An 18,978-nucleotide genomic window follows, 5' to 3' on the forward strand; every position below is an offset into this window, starting at 1 on the left:
GGCAGTCAGTCCACGTTCTCACCCTGGTTCGAAACCCTGGCTGCACAGTCGGATTCCTCGAATTCGAAACGAGAATGTTGACGCTCACGGGCCGACTACCAATCTGTGCGGTCTGTGATGGTTCTGCCCCGTTCTGCACTGGGCAAGACCCCTCCCGTTCGGAATAGGGATTTTCCCGAACCCATGTTGAGTCGCTTCGATTCCGAGTTGCGCTGTTCCCGTCACGTGTTGATTCGTTCCCGTATCGAGTTGAATGGCGCCCATCCATTGTTGGTTCATTCCCATCGTGATGAGAGTCCGTCCGATCCGGAACTGAGTTGGCTCAATCCTTTGTTGAATGGTGCCCGTCAGGATCGGAAGGCATCCGGTTCGGACTGGAGATATCCATCCGCGCGGCGAACAGCTCCACTGGCAGACGGGAGTCGATCAGGAGCATCCGTGGCCCGTCCGGACAATGGCCGCATTTTGCATTGCAGTGTGCCACGCTGATGGTCGCGTTGGTCGGCAGGCTCGCACCGTCCGAATCATCGTGGCCTGTCGGAGATTACGTGTGCCAAGCCAGGCCAAACTGATCAGTGATGAAATCAAAGATGCCCAACATCCCCCAGCGGAAGGGCGAAGATTCGTCCGCAACTGAAACTGGCCACCGCTACCGCTGCTGTCAATAACCAGGGCGGAGCGGAGCCCCTCCCTTGCGTGCTATTCCTGGATCGTTAAAATTTCGCTGTTTAGCGGAGTAACACATTATTATTCCGCCGCAATCCCGCACAAAAATCGGTTGTTTAGCGGAGTAATACCGCTGGTACTGGGATTACTCCGCTAGACAGCGGGTTAAATGTAATGTTAGGGCAGCAGAATGATACTTCAACTCGTGGCATCGTTACTTGTCATTATACAGGCATCTGCTCAGCCTCAGATTCTCGATGGACATTCTCATTCCGTCTGGCACGTTCAGTTTTCGCCTGATAAATCTTCGCTGGTTTCTGCGAGTTCGACGTCGGAAGGGGAAGAGCCTGAGATTTGTAACTGGAATATGGCCACTCTCACGGTTCGATGGAAAGTCAGGCCATTTGAGCAGTGGGTGTTCGATGTACATTTTGATAGCAATGGCAACTATGTCCTCGCTACTGATCGTCAAAATTCTGTCAAGCAGTGGGAGATCAGCACCGGAAAGCTACGGAATGAGATTCGTGTCCAGGAGATCCAAACGGTACGATACTCGCCTGACGGGAACTTTATCGGTCCATCCGGGATTATTGTGGGTAGAGGTCGAGTCCTCCGCAGTAGAAGAGGATGGCGGTTTTGAAGTTGTCGCGGTTTCGGTATCCGCCGACTCTTCGTTTGATGGCCATGATTTTGCTGTTCATTCCTTCGGCGACGGCGTTTGTGATTCCGTGAGTGCAGTAGCTCACCACATTGGCTAAGCGTTCTTTGATCGTGCGAGCGACTTTCTTCATTGGCTCCAGCTTTGTGTGGATGACTCGCTTGTACCAGTCATTGAAGAACGTCGTGGCCTCTGCCGGAGTGTCATGAACCCAGAGGTCTCGCAGCATCTCCTTGTAGGCCCACGCTTTGCCCGTGAGTAACTCTGCCTTCCATGCGGCATCAAAGCGTTCCTGCTGTTTTTCGCTGAGATTCTCCTGGCCTGAAAGCCACAGATACCGAGTTCCCGTCAATCGATCATCGCCTTCGGCGCGAAGCTTCTTCTGCTCCGACCGACGGACCTTGTCGACGGCTTCGGTTGCCAGCTTCATGATGTGAAAGCGGTCGTGCACAATCTTCTGTTCGGCCAATGCAATGTTGCCTTTGGTGCTCTTGACGTATGCGGCACTCATGTCCATCGCAACCGCCTCCACAGACTGCTTTTCACTGTCGGAAAGCTGATCGAAACAGGCATCAGCGGCTGCCGTGTCATGACCATCGGAAATCGCTTCGACAGTGCTCTTGTCCAAGTCATAGATCAGCGTGACGTAGTTGTGTCGTTTTCGAAAGGCTTTCTCGTCGATGCCGATTCGAGGGAGGTTCTTCGATTGTTTGCGATCCTTCCCGCGAGCCACCGCCTTCTGCAGAATGTGCCACGATTCATCCCATGAGATCCCCAGAATGCTGCACGCCCCTTTCACGGTTTGTGTGGCCAGAAGAACGTCGATGGCGAAGCGTTCAAAGAACAATGAGAAGCGGCTGTTCTTTTCCGCCCAGGGAAGCCTGATCTGTTTGACGCCATGATCCGGGCACTTCACGCGAGGCGTGCGGGCATGAAGGATGGTCGCAAATTGCATCGTGTCCAGATGCCGCCATTGGCGAGACTTCGTGTGGTCATAGCACGGCAGCTGCCTGTCGCAATCCGGACAGCAAAAAGTTTCGCCCTCGCCATGTTCGACGAAAACGTCGACCTGTTGAGCTTCCATATCCAGCTGAACGTCCGCCACAAACCACGGCCCCGTCAGTCCCAAAATCTGTTCGTAAAAGTCTGTTCCCTGCATCCCACGAAAACTAACGAATTAACGCCTCACCCACAAAGAACCCGGATGGACCAATTTATCGGTACTGGTGACCGCTTGGGGCAGGTCTATCTCTGGGATTCGAAGAGCGGTCGACTCGTGCATCACCTCCAAGGTCCGAATGCGTATGTGTGGCACGTCGATTTTTCAACAGACAACAAGTACATTGCGTCCGCCTCGTCTGATCACAATGTCCGGATCTGGTCCACGAAAACCGGCGCGTTAATTCACACGTTCGAAGGTCACACAGACGATGTGACAGCAGTCGCGTTCACGTCCAGCAATCTTCTGTTAAGCGCCGGTTTCGACGATCGAATCATCCTCTGGGATGTTGCCCAGCAACGGCGTCTTGCGTCGAGCGTGGCAAGTCATCAATTTGGAATTGCAACGGGTGGGTTGCATGTCTCGCCGAATAATGACGTGTTCATTACCGTTGGGGCTCCATCGCAGATTAGCTCCACGTCTGTCAGCGTTTGGGATGCTAGAACATTGAAGAACCGAGGCGAACTCCTGGATATGAGTGCCTCTATTGATGAAACTGCATTCTCCCGTGATGGGAAGGCGTTGTTTGTGGCAAAATGGGATCGCTCAATCGTGACGTGGGACATCAAAAATGCCAAACTACTGAACCTGTTGAAAGGACACGCGGACTATGTTCGGTGCCTTTCAGTGTCGCCTGATGGAGCAGGGCCAGCGCGCACTTTGGGCAATTTAGGCTGGCGCGACAAGTGAGTATTGGTTAGTCTTTTCGTGTCGTAACATCGGACTTCACGAGGAGAGGACAAGAGATGTCGACAGTTGAACTGGCGGTCACCCAGGAGCTGACAGGAAACATTGTTCATTACTTTGATCAATTGAAAGACCCGCGTTCCAACATCAATCGTCTGCATCTGCTTGGTGATGTGATTGTGATCGCCATTTGCGGAGTGCTGGCCAACGCCGACGGCCCCAGTGCGATTGCGGAATGGGCGCGACTGAATGCCGATGGCCTGCAGAAACACCTGGCACTTCCGCATGGCATTCCGAAAAAAGATACGTACCGGCGCGTCCTTTCTCTCCTGAAGCCGAACGACTTTCAAGCGTGCTTCGTGCAATGGATTGAATCGCTGGAAGGACTTTCCGACGAACAGAAAGAAGGCTACAGAAAACAGATTGCGATTGATGGCAAAGCACTCCGTCGATCACATGACAAAAAGAATGGGCTGGGTGCGTTGTTCATCGTGAGTGCGTGGGCTTCTGATCAGGGGATTTCTCTGGGACAGGTGGCGACGGAAGAGAAGTCGAACGAGATCACCGCGATCCCGAAATTACTGAACGAAATCAATATCGATGAGGCGATCATTACGATTGACGCAGCGGGTTGTCAAAAAAACATTGCGCAGCAGATCGTGTCTGGCAATGCAGACTATGTGTTAGCCCTGAAAGGCAACCAACCGAAACTCTATGAGGTCGTGCAGAAGTTTTTTCTCGATCACCTGGAGGATGACTTCGCTCGCTGTCCCGTCAGTCGCTATGAAGAAACAGAGAAGGGACACGGTCGGCAGGAACAGAGAATCTACTATCAGGCGACCGTGCCTGTCGATTTTGACGTGGGCCACAAATGGGCCGGACTCAAGACCATCGGAACGGCGATCCGAATGTACGAGCAGGACGGCATTCATCATTCTGACGTTCGCTACTACATCAGCAGTCTGCGTCGCAAAGGCGAGCTGTTCGCAACAACGGTTCGTGGTCACTGGGCCATAGAAAACACGCTGCACTGGAGTCTCGACATGACCTACCGCGAGGATGAGAGTCGAGTCCGAAACCGAATCTTCGCGAACAATTTGTCATGGCTCAGACGAATCACACTCAGCCTCATCAAGAAACATCCTGGCAAACAAAGCAACGTCATGAAAAGAAGAATGGCCGGATGGAACATTGACTATTTGATGCAAATCCTTACCGGCAAAACAACTTAGTATGCGCTGGCCCTGCCTGATGGAGAGATGCTGGCTTCTGGCAGCGACGACAAAACAATTCGCCTGTGGAACATCACACGCTGACTTTGAAAGTGCCCTAACCATGCCGTGAACGGGAGCGGCCGACTACGCGTTTTCTGAAATCGAAGTCTATCGCGGCCGCCCCGTTACGGCTGTCGTTATCGCAATACAACATGACCTTCATACCTCCTTCACCGTTTGCCGCCTCCTTTACCTGTCCCTTGTGTGGAGCAATCGCACAACAGGAATGGTGGATGAAAGCAATGAGCGGGGGCATAGTCAGCCAAAGTCGCGACGATCATCCTGTACGTGTTGGAAAATGCACGCATTGCAGCGGCCACACCATTTGGCATGAAGACGAGATGCTTCTCCCCTTCAGCGGAGCGGCCCCACGCCCAAATACTGAAATGCCACCGTCTGTCCGCAAACTTTATGAAGAAGCTGCCGCACTCTTTACACGCTCGCCGCGTGCCGCAGCCGCGCTTCTTCGGCTGTCGATTCAGGTGCTTTGCACCGAGCTGGGCGAGTCAGGGAAGAATATTAACGCGGACATCGCGTCGCTGGTCGGAAAGGGATTGCCTGAGGTTGTCCAGCAGTCTCTAGATATTGTTCGCGTAACCGGTAACGAAGCCGTACATCCTGGGCAAATTGACACCGATGACCCAGAGGTTGTTGGATCGCTATTCGAACTGACTAACGTAATTGTGGAATACATGATTGCCATGCCAAAGCGAGTTTCTGGGCTGTACTCGACGCTCCCCAAGAATGCCGTTGACGCTATCGAACGCCGAGACAAAGCTTAGGCGATAACAAATGCGTCAACCGGAGCGGCGAATTCGGCGGAATCTGAATTCAATGCGTAACGTCGCCGCCCGGTTACGCAATTCGTTCGCCCGTCACTCCGGAATGGCACTTTCAATGTCCAAGGTCTCTACAAGCTATCTGCCAGTAATTGCACTATTCGCCGTGTGCAGCCTTATAGGCGTCTGCCGAGGTGAGCAGGAGCCGGCACCCGAACCATTGGCGCACTACCGTTTCAATGGCGATGCCAAGGACGCGAAAGGGGTCCACGCCGACTTTGAACTCGAGAACACGGCGTTCAAGGACGACGCCCTGTATCTCAATGGTCATTACGAATTGTCGGTAGAAAAGGGAGGCTACCGCGCCATCTGCAGAACCTCCGGGCTGGACATCGCAGGGTATACGGTAGCCCTCCGGTTCAAGAGCGAACCTCACAGGATCGAAGAATTTCGTTCATTTCGCAGCAACCTGTTTACGGGAGGGGTAAGCAGTTATCGGTGGTTCGGCCTACAACGGTCGCAGAATGGCAATCTTGTCGTGATGCTGAATAATGGCCTCTTCCGGCACGAAATCAAAGGGGTCGCATTGGAGCACCACAAGTGGACCGTGGTTGCCTGCTCTGTCGATATTCCCGCGCGGACGGTGATCGCGGCCGTGAATGGCAAGCAGGTCAGTATCATCCGCCTGCCAATGGACTTCAAGGTCATCGACCTTCCCAAGGGTATCCGGCTCCCAAAGGAACTCGAAGGGCGGGACGTTAAGTTGAGAACTATGTTGATGCAGAAGGACACGAAGAAGGAGTGGTCTTTCACGGATTATGGCCACGGGCGTTGCTTTCACGGTCTGGTGGATGAGATCCTCATCTACGGACGGGCTTTGACTGCCGGGGAGCTGGAGAAGATTCCTCTGCGACCGTAATACATGCGGCCGAACAAGAAGATGCAGCCGAGTTGCCGCCGGCGGTTTTCCACATGGCAAATCAGTCGCGGCAACCGGCTGATCATCAGCGTTCGTCGGCCGAGCGCTAACGGCATCACCTGCACGGATCATTCAAACGGAGCTATTTACGCGGCAATGCTTTCACGCAACCAAGAACCAACGCTGCACATTGGATGTCTCGTCGCTCTCGTGTTCTTCTCCACGTACGTAGCACTCGTGACATATCCATTTGGCGCATGGAAATTCGGCGCCGCACTTGGAGCTTTGGCATTCCTATCGATCTTCCTGCGCGTTGGATGGTTCGTCCCATTCGCAATCGCAGGAACTTACGCAGGGATCATGCTTGACGCTCGAGTCAAAGGCGGGACAATCGAATCCCAGATGCAAGAGACCATCGTGTCAATTGTTGTTGGAACAGTTAGTGGATTCGCAATTGGTGTCACGATCGATTCCATGAGCCGTTTGCATCCGAGGGTCCAAAACGCCGACGAACAAACGGATGAGCGCGAGCCGGAATAGTAGCCGTAGGTCAGGCTGTGCCTGACGCCCTGCTGCGAGTCAGGCACAGCCTGACCTACGGCAACTGTTCACGCTGCGACTCTGGGGAGATACGGACTTGGGACCAAGCATCTGGGTCTTAGTTGGTCCGTCTAAAATGCAATGGAGCGTGTTATTGAAGCCCGGTACAATGGTTCGTGAGCTTGTCGCCTCGCTTGCGTTTATCCACAATCAGTGGTGGAACTACAGGTAACCGCGAATGGCCGAACAATGCATTGGACGCGGAGCCGCCGATCGCGTCGCTCGTGAAGTCAATGTTGATTGGCGGCGGCCCGGTCAACGCTAACGTTATTTGCCAAGGCATAGGCCCACCGCATGGCTCGCTCAGCTTTCAATGCCTCACTCTGCTTCGTTGGCGTCGCAATTGTTGCCACTTGTGCCGTTCTCTTCGTGCAATGCAGACGAATCGTCGTTGACAATGTCGCAACCGACAACCTTTTCGCGCAGGCGGTACTGCACGACGTGCTCCGTAGTCTCCCGGCCCGGTACCCGAACGGCATTACCCCAGAGGAATTAGGCAAAGTTCTATACTCTCGTGTTTCACTCTACACGCTGGTCGGCTTTGCTTTCATTGGTGCCGCGTGGGCTCGCCAATACGGTTTTTGGTCAATCGCTGCGCGACCTACGACTGAATTGCCTTTCGACAATTCCTCAGATTCATAATTCTACAGCCAAACGGCAAGTTAGGTGTTTGTGCCACACATCCTCCACAGTCGATCCTCACCGTGGCACCATCGACAACGGCGGGGTGGCACTGTCCCCAGTTGGCATGACCGTGTGTGCCACTGGCTCTGCCAGTACCCGTGCCACTCGAAAACACTGGCAAAGCCAGTGGCACACATTCATCTGATTCAAAATGTCAATGTGCTCTACACAACAGCAGTCGCCAGTGCCACCCCGCCGGCGACCGCAATTTTTAAGTCAAAGCCGTCCGGCACAATTCCCTGACCGTCGTCTTTAGCTGTCTGTGAAAAAGAAGTCCTCGAGGTTCAACATGAATAGAAAGTCTCAGCTAACGGTAGCTGTGCTCGCTGCTGCTCTTTCCTTTCCCGCAATAGCGCACGCCCATCAGAACCAGCCGAACATCGTCGTTATGGTGATGGACAATCTCGGTTGGGGAGAAATCGGTGTTTACGGTGGTGGAATTCTTCGTGGGGCTGAAACGCCTCGCCTCGACCAGTTCGCAAGTGAGGGGATGCGCTTCCTCAACTTCAATGTCGAGACGCAGTGCACACCTAGCCGCTCAGCACTCATGACGGGGCGTCACCCGGTTCGCTCAGGTACCACCAAGGTTGTTTGGGGCCAACTGTACGGATTAACTCAGTGGGAAGTGACTATTGCTGAATTGCTGTCCGAACAAGGATATGCCACCGCAATGTTTGGTAAGTGGCACCTGGGTGACACAAACGGTCGTTTTCCGACCGATCAAGGTTTTGACGAGTGGTACGGAATTCCCAACACCACCGATGAATCTCTGTATCCAGGCGGATTTCAGTTTGACCCCGAGGCTGTGGATCCGCCTTACATCATGCAAGGTAAACGAGGACAGGATCCAGAGAAGGTCAAAGTTTACGATCGAGAGGCGCGGCGGAGAATCGATGCCGAGTTGGCCGGGAAAACTGTGGACTTCATGAAACGTAGTGTCGCCGCCGAAAGACCATTTTTCGCTTACGTGCCCTTTACATTGGTCCACCTTCCGACGCTTCGCTGAGGTGGTACAGGTTTCAGGGACACGTGAATCTCTTATTCTGAGTCCGTAGAAAGGACCTCAGGATGTCTCGGAAGAAAAAAAATCAGTCAAGAAATCGTCTCGCCGTCAGTACACGGATGAGTTCAAAGAAGAAGCCGTGCAGCTGCTTCTGGATGGGTACACGGCTCCTCAGGTTGTGGACCGGTTGGGCATTTCAAACGTCAACGTTTTGTATCGCTGGAAACAGGAGCAGCTGGAACAAAGTGGTCCAGTGGCAAGCTCTTTGGAGGCTAAGGTCAAGGACCTCGAAGCCGATCTGCGGCGTGTCGAACGTGAGAGGGACATACTAAAAAAAGCGTTGGCTATTTTCGGCCGCAACGAATAGCTGACGTCTATGCGGCCGTTGAAGCGATTGTTCAGGAAGGTCATGGAAACGTGGCCGAAGTCTGTCGTCATCTCGGTGTGAACCGAACTTCGTTTTATGCCTGGCAGACTGCTGAGCCCACGATCTTTGAAGAACAGGATGCTCAACTGGCTCCGTTGATAAGAGTCATCTTTAAGTGTCACCGCCGCCGCTACGGGGCTCGTCGCATTGCCGAAGACCTCAAGGAAATGGGACTTCCCTGTGATCGCAGGAAGGTCTCGAATGTCATGAAAGCCCTTAAATTAAAGGCAATTCAGCCGAAGTCGTTCGTTCCAAAAACGACAGACAGCCGTCATCGACTGGGCTATTCGCCGAACCTGTTGCTCGATGCGGACGCCCCAACAACGATCAATCAAATTTGGGTTGGAGACATTACCTACATCCCGCTGACTGACGGGACGTTTTGCTACATGGCGATGCTGATGGATCTGTTTTCCCGGCGGATCGTTGGTTGGCATCTGGATAACAACATGACGGAACAGCTGGTCCTCAAAGCACTGCGTTCGAGCATCAAAGAACGACAGCCTGACGTTGGATTGATTCACCACACGGATCGAGGCGGCCAGTACGCTGGCAATGAATACCGATCAATTCTTCGTCGGGCAGCAATCACACAAAGCATGAGCCGTGCTGACAACTGTTATGACAACGCATCCATGGAAAGCTGCTTCGGAACGATCAAGAACGAACTCGAAATGACCGATTACCAAAGCAAGGCAGAGGCAAGAAGAGAGATGTCAAAATACGTCCGCTACTACGTTCACGAACGCAGACACTCCAGCCTCGATTACAGGTCGCCAGCTCAGTTCGAACAGATCATCAATCTCCCAAAATAAGAGAATGACCTGTCCCTGAAACCTGTACCACCTCACCCCACCCGGATTTTGATGGGAAGACAGGTAACGGCCGATGGGCTGACGTCCTGGCGGAGTTAGACCATCGAGCGGGACAAGTGCTGGACGCGATCGACGATCTCAACGTCAGAGAGAACACGCTTGTCATCTGGATGAGCGAGAACGGGCCCGAAGAGATTTTTCCGCACAACGGAACAGCAGGTCCTTGGCGAGGCACGTACTTCACGGCTCTGGAAGGTTCCCTTCGCGCGCCTTTTCTCGTCCGTTGGCCCGGAAAGATAGAGGCCGGCGCGGTGCATAATGAGATCATGCACGTGACCGACCTCTATCCCACCCTGGCACACATCGCAGGCGCGAAGATACCAACGGATCGAATCATTGACGGCCTCAATCAATTTGATTTCCTGAGCGGCAAAGCCAAACGCTCGCCGCGCGAGGGCTTCCCTGTCTACAACGGCGATATTCTTCAGGCATACAAGTGGCGAAACTGGAAGCTTCACTTCAGGACACAGGAAACAATGCGTTCGAACATAGAGCGGCCCGGAATGCCCAGGCTTTACAACCTACTGACCGATCCAAAGGGAGGAGTACGACCTTATCGAAAAGGGAGGTGAATGGGGTGAAAAGAACTTCTGGGTGATGCCACCGATCAGCAAGCTCGTTAATGAACACTCAAAGAGCCTGTTGGATGAACCACCAATCAGACTCGGAACCCCAGACCCCTATGTGCCTGAAAAGTAGCCTGAGCTTCGGCTTTGTGGTGCGCAAGCTAAATCGGGTAAGCGTGCAGGAATAGCGATTCGCTTCTTCCGGCCTACGGTGACTTCACCGAGGGAAGTGAATTTTTTCACTCAACCCCACGACCAATCTGTAACGCCCTTCAAATTCTGGATGCGTTCCGCAGGCCAGTCGCCTTTGTGTAATGCGATCACGGTATCGGCGGCCATGGCGAAGGTGTCTTCGTGGGACTCGTTGTCCAAACCCGCCACGTGACCGCTTAGCAGCACGTTTCGCATCTTCAGCAGCGGGCTCGTTTCTGGCAGCGGTTCCACTTCATACACGTCCAGCCCTGCTCCGCGTAGTTTGCCATTTGCGAGTGCTTCGCACAGGTCGGCTTCATTGACCAACTGCCCGCGTGCCGTGTTGATCAGGATTGCAGAGTCCTTCATCTTCGCGATGCTGGCCGCGTTGATCATCCCTTTGGTCTCATCAGTAACCGGGGAATGCAAAGAAATGTAGTCTGACCGAGCGTACAATTCGTCCAGCGAAACGAGTTCGATGCCGTGTTGTTTGACGAACTCCTGTGGCGCGTACGGGTCGTGAGCGATGACCTTCATCCCCAGGCCAAGCCCCCGCGTGGCGGTGGCTTGACCGATTCGGCCCAGTCCAATCAGGCCCAGCGTGCTGCCCATGACTCGTGGTCGAGCCTCGCGTTCCCACTGACAGCTTCGCACGCCCATGTCGCCCGACGGAAATCCGCGAGCCAGTCCCATTAGCAGTGAAATGGCGTGTTCGGCGACTGCGTGATGATTTACGCCCGGAGTCGTCGCCACGACGATACCCTGCTTGTCTGCCTGAGCCAGATCCACGGCGTCAAAGCCAACGCCGGTGCGTGAGATCACTCGCAGTTCCGGGCACTTCGCCAGCACGTTCGCCGTCAGCGGTTCTGAACCGGCCAGCACGCCACAATAGCCTTGTAGCTCTCTTGTGAGGTCTTCTTCCACCCACAAATTGACGTCGCGCGGTACGACATTACATTCAAAACCGGCGGACTTCAGAAGTTCGAAATGAGGACCGTTTTCAGCGCTAAGAGCTGTGCACAGAACTTTCAACATGCGTTCGTTTCTTTGGAGTTGCTTGCGTGGTTATGCTATCACCACACAGCTTAACGCAACTCGCTTCAGGCTACAGCGAACACGAATCATACAATCCAGAAATTCCGACATGGCGACATCCAATCAGTGTGCCGAAATTCAGATCACCGACGGCGAACAATTTCGAGTTCGTTTCGGCGACGAAGTGCGGTCCGGTGATCTTTACTATCTTGGCATCGATCCTCGCAACAAAGATCACAACTGCCCGGCTGACGTTGGCCTGAAGCGACTTATTAACGGCTGGATCGAAACCATTATCGAAAATTCTGACGGTGTGATTTTTTATCTGCCCTTCGATTTTTCTGATGAGTTCACGCGCTGGCTGGCCTGCGAAAAGAAAGATTCTGAGATTACGGTTGTGTTTGGTTGGGCAGAAATTGAAGGATGGTCGTTCTCGCCATCTGACTTCAGTGAACATTCGCGTGACCTGAAGAATTTTCAGGCGGACGATCCCATCAATCCGCAAACGTTCTACACGCCCCGAGTCCTCAGCAACCTCAGAAGCAGCCGGGCTCGAATTGTTACGAGCACATATTAAACGGCTCCTCCCGCTCACTTCCCCGGAAATACTCTCCATGAAATCCGCGTCACTCCACTTCATCCTCTTCATCGGCTTCGCAGCCACAGCACTGGCCTCAGATGGCACGTTTCCTGTGGAATCCAACTTGCGGGCCGGAGTCGCCAAAGTCGATATCACTCCGAAAAACAACGATGGTGTGATGGCGGCCGGGCATCGACGCATGGTGCACGGCGTTCGAGATCCTCTTCGCGCCGGTGTACTTGTGCTTGACGACGGCGAAACGAAGGCCGCAATCGTCACGATGGACACGCTTTTTGCGTGGAATGAACTGGTCAGCCAGGCGCGGGAGCGAATTGAAAAAGAAACCGGTATCCCGTCAGCGAACATCATGGTGGCCGCGTCGCACAACCATTCCGGCCCGGCCTTTGATGCGGACCCGGAATGGGCAACGAGCCTCATCGACAAACTGGGGACTGCCGCTAAGAAAGCGGCTGATTCCATGAGTCCCGTTTCGATGGGTTACGCCGAAGACAAAATTGGGTTCGGTATCAATAGACGCAAAGTGATCGACGGACGAGCCGTCGTGCGACTCAACCCGGACGGCCCCAACGATCCGCGAGTGAAAGTGCTGCGGTTTGACGACGGCAAGTCACTGACTCCGATGGCTGTGCTGATGCACGCGGTTTGCCATCCCTGTTTCTTTACATGGGGCGACAAGGGAACTCAGCCATATCCAAATGGCTACCCTAAAATGAGTGCCGACTTTCCGGGAGAGGCTCAGACATTTGTTGAACTGAGTTACGGGCAAAAAACGAATGCTCTGTTTTTGCAGGGCTGTGCGGGCGACATTCGTCCAAACCTGCCCGGCTATCCGTATCGCTGCGCGGACGAAGCGGACATTCAGTGGGCCGGTCGCGACCTCGGAAGTGCCGTCGTCCGATCGCTGGCAGAATCTGTCACGCGTGAGAAGTTGAAGGATCGGTCTACCTTCTACCAAATTCGCACGGCCAGTTCGGTCGTGTCGCTGCCAGGCAAAGAAGGTCGAATCGATGCGGAACTTTCCGCCATGAAGATTGGCCCGTATTTGCTGCTGACGATGCCCGGCGAACCGATGGTGGAATATGGTTTCAAGCTGGAAAAAGCGATTGCGGATCGAGCCATCCCAATCATCGTGGGGTACGCCAACGGCAACCTCGGATACATCGCAACGGCGGATTCTCACAAAGTTGGCGGCTATGAACCGAACGCGTCGCGATTGGTTCCGGAAGCCGAAGTCATGATCCTCACGGAACTCGGCAGTCTCGCCGATCAAGTCGTGGGCGACGTCTTCGAATCGTTCTCGAAACATCCGAAAGATGTGAAGGAACGCGAAGCGCTTGAAGAAGCCAAACGCAAGAAGAGCGAAAAATAGGACGAGTGATCGCTAGCCCACGCTAGTCCTCTGATTGACAATTAGTGCTTCGTCAAAGCCTGATTCCAGGATTAGCCGCCGGGCGTTAGCCTGGTCTGTTAAAAATTCGGGGTTGACAGGTGTTTTTCGATGGACGGTGTCTGGAGTGTTTGTTTCGGGCTTAGCCCGGAAGGGCGGCAGTACTTAGCCTTGGGCGTGAGCCCAAGGTTACGATCCATGAATTTGAGCAAGCCCCGAAGGGGTGACAGCGGTGTTCTGTTCTTCCTTTCGCTGCCGCCCCTCCGGGGCTTGTTTGTACGTCGGGCGACAACCTCGGGCTGACGCCCGAGGCTACGTGCTGCCGCCCTCCGGGTGAAAAACACAGTGAAACATCCGCTGCCCGGCGGAACAAAAGTTGCGCAAACCAATAACCCACGCAATACCAGTTTTATAACAGCCCAGCGCTAGCCCCGGTTGATAAGCAAACTACCGGGGCTAACGCCCGGCGGCTACTATCGACACCCGAGGTTTTGTCTTTGACAGAACGCTAGTGTTCATTCTTGTCCGAAGAGCAATGACTAAGCCAGGACGGATTCCTGTTTCGGCTTCACGGCAGCTACGGCCACAAGCCCGCCCGCAATCGCGCCGAACAGGTGGCCGTCCCAGGAAACGTTCTTCCCCACCATGAACGGCAGGACGCCGCTAAACAAAGTTGCTCCGTAGGTGACGCCGACGAAAATCGCGATGACAATCGCCACGAAGCGAGCTTCCCGGAATCCGGCCACGATCAGAAACGTAATCAGCCCGTAGACCAACCCGCTGGCACCGACGTGAATCGTCTTTGAACCGCCAAACAGCCACAGTAACGCGCCGCCCAACAGAATAATGGCGGCCACAATGCCGACGCTGTTGGCTCGTGAACCGGCCAGCAAACACAACAAAACCACCAGAGGAACCGTGTTTCCCAACAGGTGAGCCCAGCCGCCGTGCAGGAACGGCATGGTCACAATTCCGACCAGGCCGCTGATGTGACGAGGTGCCAGCCCCCAGTGATTGAAGTCGCCGGGCAGTATCGCATTCGCAATGAATGCCAGCCAGATTGCGCCAACGAAAACCAGCACAAAGTTCAGCTCTTCGGCGACACGGTGCTTCATGCGGAATCCTCGGCGGCGAGCAGGATCACTTTTTCAATCACGTCACCTTCGGCGATCTGCTGCGGCTTTCCATCTGGCCCTAACGAATAAATTCGGCGCCCGTCGGTGAAGACGACGTCACCCGCCGGGCTGCAATCGAAGCACAGAACGTTTTCCGCCAGTGCCTTTGTTTCTCCGCTGGCCGACAGCTCGATCAGCTGCCATTCTTCCGGCACCAGCGGCTTCACATTTTCTTTGCCCGATTGCTTTGTCATGGCTTGCCGAGTGTCCACGGCCTGCCCATACAGCATCAGGTACGGATTTTTGTTTTGCTGTGGTGCCGGACCACCCGCATTCATCAGTGGCTTGCCAGTGAATGCCATCGACATGAAGTTGAAGAAGTAAACAAACGTGCGAGCCAGGCGAAAAGGAAAGTAGATGACGTCCTGCGCTGTCTCAAGCAGTGTTTGTGATTTCCGGTGATCTGCTTTGTACGGGCGGCGAATAAACAACGTCGTTCCGTTGTCCGTCACTCGCGGCTGAAGCAGATCGAAATCATCTTCTTCATGAAGGTTTTCTATCTGCTCCGTTTCCAGGTCGACCTGTTCGACTCGATAAGTACTCTTGCCGATCGCAGCCCCGTGCTCATCCCGGCCGATGGCGGACGATTGGAAAACGATTCGCCGAGTCCCGTCGCGCAGCCAACTAGGCGCTTCGTCGATCGAATCGGACAGGGTAATGTTGCGACCAAACAGGCCGTCATGTCGAGTGATCGAAAGGCCGACGGTACCGTCTTCCCTCATGAGCGACACGGCCAGTTCGCCGTTTTCCGGGTGCCGCGAAATATCACGTGCCGAAAATCCCTGGCGGTGCATCAGTCGCGTTTCTTCATCCAGTTTCAGATTCTGCTTAAACAGTCCGCCAACCGCGCCCATGTCCAGGACGTAGTAGATCTCTTCAGGCGAATCGCCTGCCGCCATCGTTGTGAAACGAATGTTGCGGCGAGCTTCTGCATTCTCCCACGGCGCCATTCCTGGCGGTTCCATGCCCATGCTGCCCCAGACACCGCTGCGGCCTTTCCATGAATTGTTCTGCGAACTTCGCATCTCGCGTTCCAGCGAATTGCGAGCAAAATCACTTTCCACTTCCTGCACCGGTGCGTCCCCGCGCTTCACGTACAGACGGCCGTGAGAAATCCAGGCGATGGAGGGTCTGGTTTGGGAAGCTGCAGGCATGGGACGTCTTAGCGATCGCGCAATGAAACATGGACGAGAGGAAGCGTACCGGTCGACGGCGCTCCATTCAATCGACGTCTGCGCCGTCCAAACTGCTTCATGAACTCAGGCCGCCATCACTGTCGCCATGAAGCTCGCGCCGCTATCCTGTGCGTGACCAGAAAACCAACCGGGAGCGTTCTTATCCTACTTCGCACTTTCCTGACAGTCGTCCTGCTAACCTGTTTCCAGCACGTCAACACTTCGAACGCAATCGCGGCAGACGTCGAAGTTGTTATCGGCGGGCTGTTGAAGGAGGAAGGCGGCACGTGGAGCCCAGATGACAGCCCTTTTAAACGCCCCTTCGGAATCGATTTCAATCGGCAGGGCCAGATGTTCATTGTGGAGCTGGAAGGTGGCCGAATCCATCGCCTCGACCCGGACGGAACGCTCACGAAAGTTTCCGGTGACGGATCGAAGAGCTACAAAGGTGACGGAGGCCCGTTTTCAGCCGCAACCTACAACGGAATGCACAACTGCGCGGTGACGCCGAATGGCGACCTGTACATTGCCGATAGCTGGAATCACTGCATTCGCCGAGTCGACGCAAAGACCGGTGTCATCACGACGATGGCCGGTACTGACAAGCCGGGCTTCAGCGGCGATGGTGGACCTGCATTGGCTGCTCAGTTCGACTTCATCATGTGCATCACGTTAAACTCCGCGAATGACGTGCTGCACGTTGCCGACCTCAAGAACCGCCGCATTCGTGCCGTCGACCTGACATCAGGCGTGGTCACGACAATTGCGGGCAACGGGGAAAAGGGTGTGCCTTCGGACGGAGCAAAAGCAACGGAAGCTCCATTGGTAGATCCGCGAGCAGTCACGGCCGATTCGAAAGGCAACGTCTACATTCTTGAACGCAGCGGAAACGCTCTGCGCGTGGTCAAACCGGACGGAACCATTCACACCGTTGCAGGCGACGGGACACGCGGCCCCAAAGACGGGCCGGCGTTGCAGGCTCAGTTCGGTTCGCCGAAACACGTCTGCGTGGATGACGAGGACAATGTCTATATTGCTGACGACGCTAACAAAGCCATTCGGAAATTCGATCCCGTGGCGAAAACGGTTTCAACCGTTCTTGGGCGAGGTCACGGCGATAAACGTATTCAACTGCTACAGCCGCATGGAGTGTGCTGGCAGGATGACTGGCTGTATGTGCTGGACACCAGCCACAATCGCCTTTTTCGAATGAAGCTGTAACGCGACGGCGACTTTCGCCGCGCCTTTAATGTTTCGCTGCAACGTAGTGACTCGCTGCGCGCTCGGCGCGAATGCCCGCCACAGCACTTGTGTGGGGTTGAGGGCAGTTCTGCAGATTGGGACGATTTTCCCACGTGCCCCCTGTCGGCAAATGGTGGAATCCAGGCAAGTCTGACCGATTTCTTTCGATCACACGTAACGGCGATGCGCGCCTTTCTATTACGAACATTGATCGTGAGACTCAGTCGATATGTCAGCAGCCACACAAACCTCACTGGACGAAATCCTGCACTCGAAGCAGGTCCCCAGCCTGCCGGAAGTGGCATTGCGAATTGTCGAAATTTCGCAGCAGCCCGAACCGGATACTCAGGAGCTGATCAAAACCGTTCGCCTGGATCCCGCAATTGCCGGTCGCATTCTAAAGTTTGCCAACTCGGCACTGTTCGGTTTGCGCAAGCGGCCCACGTCGGTCGAAGCAGCTGTTCCAATGCTGGGTACGACGTTGGTTCGGACACTGGCGCTTGGCTTTTCTCTGGCTCAGCAATCGCGTTCCACAGACACATTAAAGGCGCGTTTTCGGCAACTTTGGCGAGAATCGCTGTTCCAGGCTTCGGCTGCCGAAGCGCTGGCAGAACGAGTCACCGGCGCGGATGCTCCGACATGGTTTTTGGCTGGTCTGTTGCAGGACATCGGTCAGATCGCGATGCTGAATGTCGCGATGGCAGAATATGATGAACATGTCCTGCAACCCGTCGCCGACGAATCTCGCCTTCAATTGGAAATCAATCACTTCGGATTTTCGCACGTCGATGTGAGCGCCGGGTTGTGTACCGCCTGGGGTTTGGACCCGGAAATCGTTGCCGCCGTCACCTCACATCACAAGCCAGTGAGGACCATTAATCCGAAGGCGTGTAGCGAATTGAAGGTTGGTGTGGCGGCTGCTGCGAGCTGTTCTGAATACATGGATGCGCTGGGGACGCGATTGGAATCGACTCGATCAGACGTGGAAAAGTATCTGATCGAAGGCTATGGCTGTTTGCCGGACGAATTGCAGGTTCTGTTGGCAGAGATGGACAGACGTGCGGTGGAATTGGCGAGCGGTTTTTCCGTCGACATCGGTTCCGCACCGCCTCGAAACCGCATTCTGGCTCAGGCGCAGTCGCTGCTGCGACGAATTGCGATGGAAAATAAGCTGGCTTCCTGTTCGGGCGTTGATCCCGTCGCCACGTCCCAGAACAATCGCTCAACCGATGCGGTGGAAGATACAGAAGGTAACGAACCAGCGGAATGGAAAGAGCTTTTGGACGACGATCGAGCGAACTGCAACCGTCGGTTTCTGGACAAGGCACTGCCGCAGGAGTTGGCGAAGGCTCACGGCATCGGCGAAACCGTAGGGCTGCTGAAGATCGATTTCGCAGACGCAAACATTCAAAGCCAGCAGGACGCCAATCAGCCGGTTGCAGCTTCAGAAATTCTGGAGCTTGTCACGAACTCCGTCCGCCCGACGGACAACGTGATCCGCGCGAGTGACACCTCGGCCGTCGTGATTCTGCCGGGCCTAAGTTACGACATCCTGAACCGCATTGCGGCTCGTATTCAGGGACTGATCAACGAACGACTCGATCTCATCGACGGCGACGCCAGTTCCGCGCTGGTCGGCGGCGTTATCGTTATGCCGGAAGGTCGCAAGCCATTGAAGTCGGACAAGGTGCTGAAGGTGCTGGAAGAATCGGCTTCGCAAGCCGAAAAACTGTCCGCTACCCGAGTCGCCTTTCAGTTGCTGCTTGGCAAGAAAGCCAAGCAACTGGCACCAATTGGATAGGCCGACTCAAAAA

At 54.6% G+C, this 18,978-nt stretch carries 18 protein-coding genes; 14 read left to right on the forward strand and 4 right to left on the reverse strand.

All coding sequences use genetic code 11. The features are described from left to right. Positions 1–856: 856 nt before the first annotated feature. Positions 857–1,306 (forward strand): WD40 repeat domain-containing protein, encoded by a 450-nt coding sequence (locus Fuma_RS36950; RefSeq protein ID WP_077027624.1) that lies wholly within the window; start codon positions 857–859, stop codon positions 1,304–1,306. On the opposite strand, the gene Fuma_RS31610 is transcribed toward Fuma_RS36950, so the two are convergent. Next, positions 1,254–2,483, reverse strand: coding sequence for an ISL3 family transposase (locus tag Fuma_RS31610; RefSeq protein ID WP_077023303.1), 1,230 nt, complete (start codon positions 2,481–2,483; stop codon positions 1,254–1,256). The genes Fuma_RS36950 and Fuma_RS31610 overlap by 53 nt on opposite strands. Before the next feature lie 45 nt (positions 2,484–2,528). On the opposite strand from Fuma_RS31610, the gene Fuma_RS31615 reads away from it, so the two are divergent. The 9 genes from Fuma_RS31615 to Fuma_RS31660 all read left to right on the forward strand — a co-directional run bounded on the left by Fuma_RS31615 (position 2,529) and on the right by Fuma_RS31660 (position 10,363). Next, positions 2,529–3,233 (forward strand): WD40 repeat domain-containing protein, encoded by a 705-nt coding sequence (locus Fuma_RS31615; protein WP_077027625.1) that lies wholly within the window; start codon positions 2,529–2,531, stop codon positions 3,231–3,233. A 56-nt stretch (positions 3,234–3,289) separates the two neighbouring features. Further along, positions 3,290–4,462 (forward strand): ISAs1 family transposase, encoded by a 1,173-nt coding sequence (locus Fuma_RS31620; RefSeq protein WP_077025523.1) that lies wholly within the window; start codon positions 3,290–3,292, stop codon positions 4,460–4,462. Positions 4,463–4,474: 12 nt separating this feature from the next. Next, positions 4,475–4,546, forward strand: coding sequence for a hypothetical protein (locus Fuma_RS36955; protein WP_414655196.1), 72 nt, complete (start codon positions 4,475–4,477; stop codon positions 4,544–4,546). Positions 4,547–4,656: 110 nt separating this feature from the next. After that, entirely contained in the window at positions 4,657–5,286 is a 630-nt protein-coding gene (locus tag Fuma_RS31630; RefSeq protein WP_077027626.1) for a DUF4145 domain-containing protein, read from the forward strand. Positions 5,287–5,338: 52 nt separating this feature from the next. Further along, positions 5,339–6,202: a LamG domain-containing protein gene (locus Fuma_RS31635; protein ID WP_077027627.1), complete on the forward strand. Its 864-nt coding sequence runs from the start codon at positions 5,339–5,341 to the stop codon at positions 6,200–6,202. 1,573 nt (positions 6,203–7,775) lie between these two features. Next, a complete protein-coding gene (locus tag Fuma_RS31645; RefSeq protein WP_083732676.1) occupies positions 7,776–8,492 on the forward strand; it encodes a sulfatase-like hydrolase/transferase in 717 nt (238 codons plus the stop codon). Positions 8,493–8,628: 136 nt separating this feature from the next. Further along, on the forward strand, positions 8,629–8,856 hold the full coding sequence (locus Fuma_RS31650; protein ID WP_077022415.1) for a transposase: 228 nt from the start codon (positions 8,629–8,631) through the stop codon (positions 8,854–8,856). Then, a complete protein-coding gene (locus tag Fuma_RS31655) occupies positions 8,853–9,731 on the forward strand; it encodes an IS3 family transposase (protein ID WP_077022414.1) in 879 nt (292 codons plus the stop codon). The genes Fuma_RS31650 and Fuma_RS31655 overlap by 4 nt, the downstream gene beginning before the upstream one ends. Before the next feature lie 86 nt (positions 9,732–9,817). Continuing rightward, on the forward strand, positions 9,818–10,363 hold the full coding sequence (locus Fuma_RS31660; RefSeq protein ID WP_083732467.1) for a sulfatase-like hydrolase/transferase: 546 nt from the start codon (positions 9,818–9,820) through the stop codon (positions 10,361–10,363). Positions 10,364–10,600: 237 nt separating this feature from the next. On the opposite strand, the gene Fuma_RS31665 is transcribed toward Fuma_RS31660, so the two are convergent. Then, complete coding sequence (locus tag Fuma_RS31665; RefSeq protein WP_077027631.1) at positions 10,601–11,584, reverse strand: phosphoglycerate dehydrogenase; 984 nt, start codon at positions 11,582–11,584, stop codon at positions 10,601–10,603. Between the two features lie 109 nt (positions 11,585–11,693). Between Fuma_RS31665 and Fuma_RS31670 the strand changes: the two genes are divergently transcribed. Next, complete coding sequence (locus tag Fuma_RS31670; RefSeq protein ID WP_077027632.1) at positions 11,694–12,161, forward strand: hypothetical protein; 468 nt, start codon at positions 11,694–11,696, stop codon at positions 12,159–12,161. Positions 12,162–12,198: 37 nt separating this feature from the next. Then, positions 12,199–13,554, forward strand: a complete 1,356-nt coding sequence (locus Fuma_RS31675; RefSeq protein WP_179954426.1) for a hypothetical protein — start codon at positions 12,199–12,201, stop codon at positions 13,552–13,554. Positions 13,555–14,111: 557 nt separating this feature from the next. Here the strand turns inward: Fuma_RS31675 and Fuma_RS31680 are convergent. Both Fuma_RS31680 and Fuma_RS31685 read right to left on the reverse strand, forming a co-directional pair. Then, positions 14,112–14,687, reverse strand: coding sequence for a rhomboid family intramembrane serine protease (locus Fuma_RS31680; protein WP_077027633.1), 576 nt, complete (start codon positions 14,685–14,687; stop codon positions 14,112–14,114). After that, positions 14,684–15,901: a hypothetical protein gene (locus Fuma_RS31685; RefSeq protein WP_145944486.1), complete on the reverse strand. Its 1,218-nt coding sequence runs from the start codon at positions 15,899–15,901 to the stop codon at positions 14,684–14,686. Before Fuma_RS31685 ends, Fuma_RS31680 begins: the two co-directional genes overlap by 4 nt. A gap of 99 nt (positions 15,902–16,000) precedes the next feature. Between Fuma_RS31685 and Fuma_RS31690 the strand changes: the two genes are divergently transcribed. After that, positions 16,001–17,143: an NHL repeat-containing protein gene (locus tag Fuma_RS31690; RefSeq protein WP_083732468.1), complete on the forward strand. Its 1,143-nt coding sequence runs from the start codon at positions 16,001–16,003 to the stop codon at positions 17,141–17,143. Positions 17,144–17,393: 250 nt separating this feature from the next. Beyond that, entirely contained in the window at positions 17,394–18,965 is a 1,572-nt protein-coding gene (locus tag Fuma_RS31695) for a sensor domain-containing diguanylate cyclase (RefSeq protein WP_077027635.1), read from the forward strand. Positions 18,966–18,978 lie beyond the last annotated feature (13 nt).

Source organism: Fuerstiella marisgermanici, from assembly GCF_001983935.1.
Classification (GTDB): domain Bacteria; phylum Planctomycetota; class Planctomycetia; order Planctomycetales; family Planctomycetaceae; genus Fuerstiella; species Fuerstiella marisgermanici.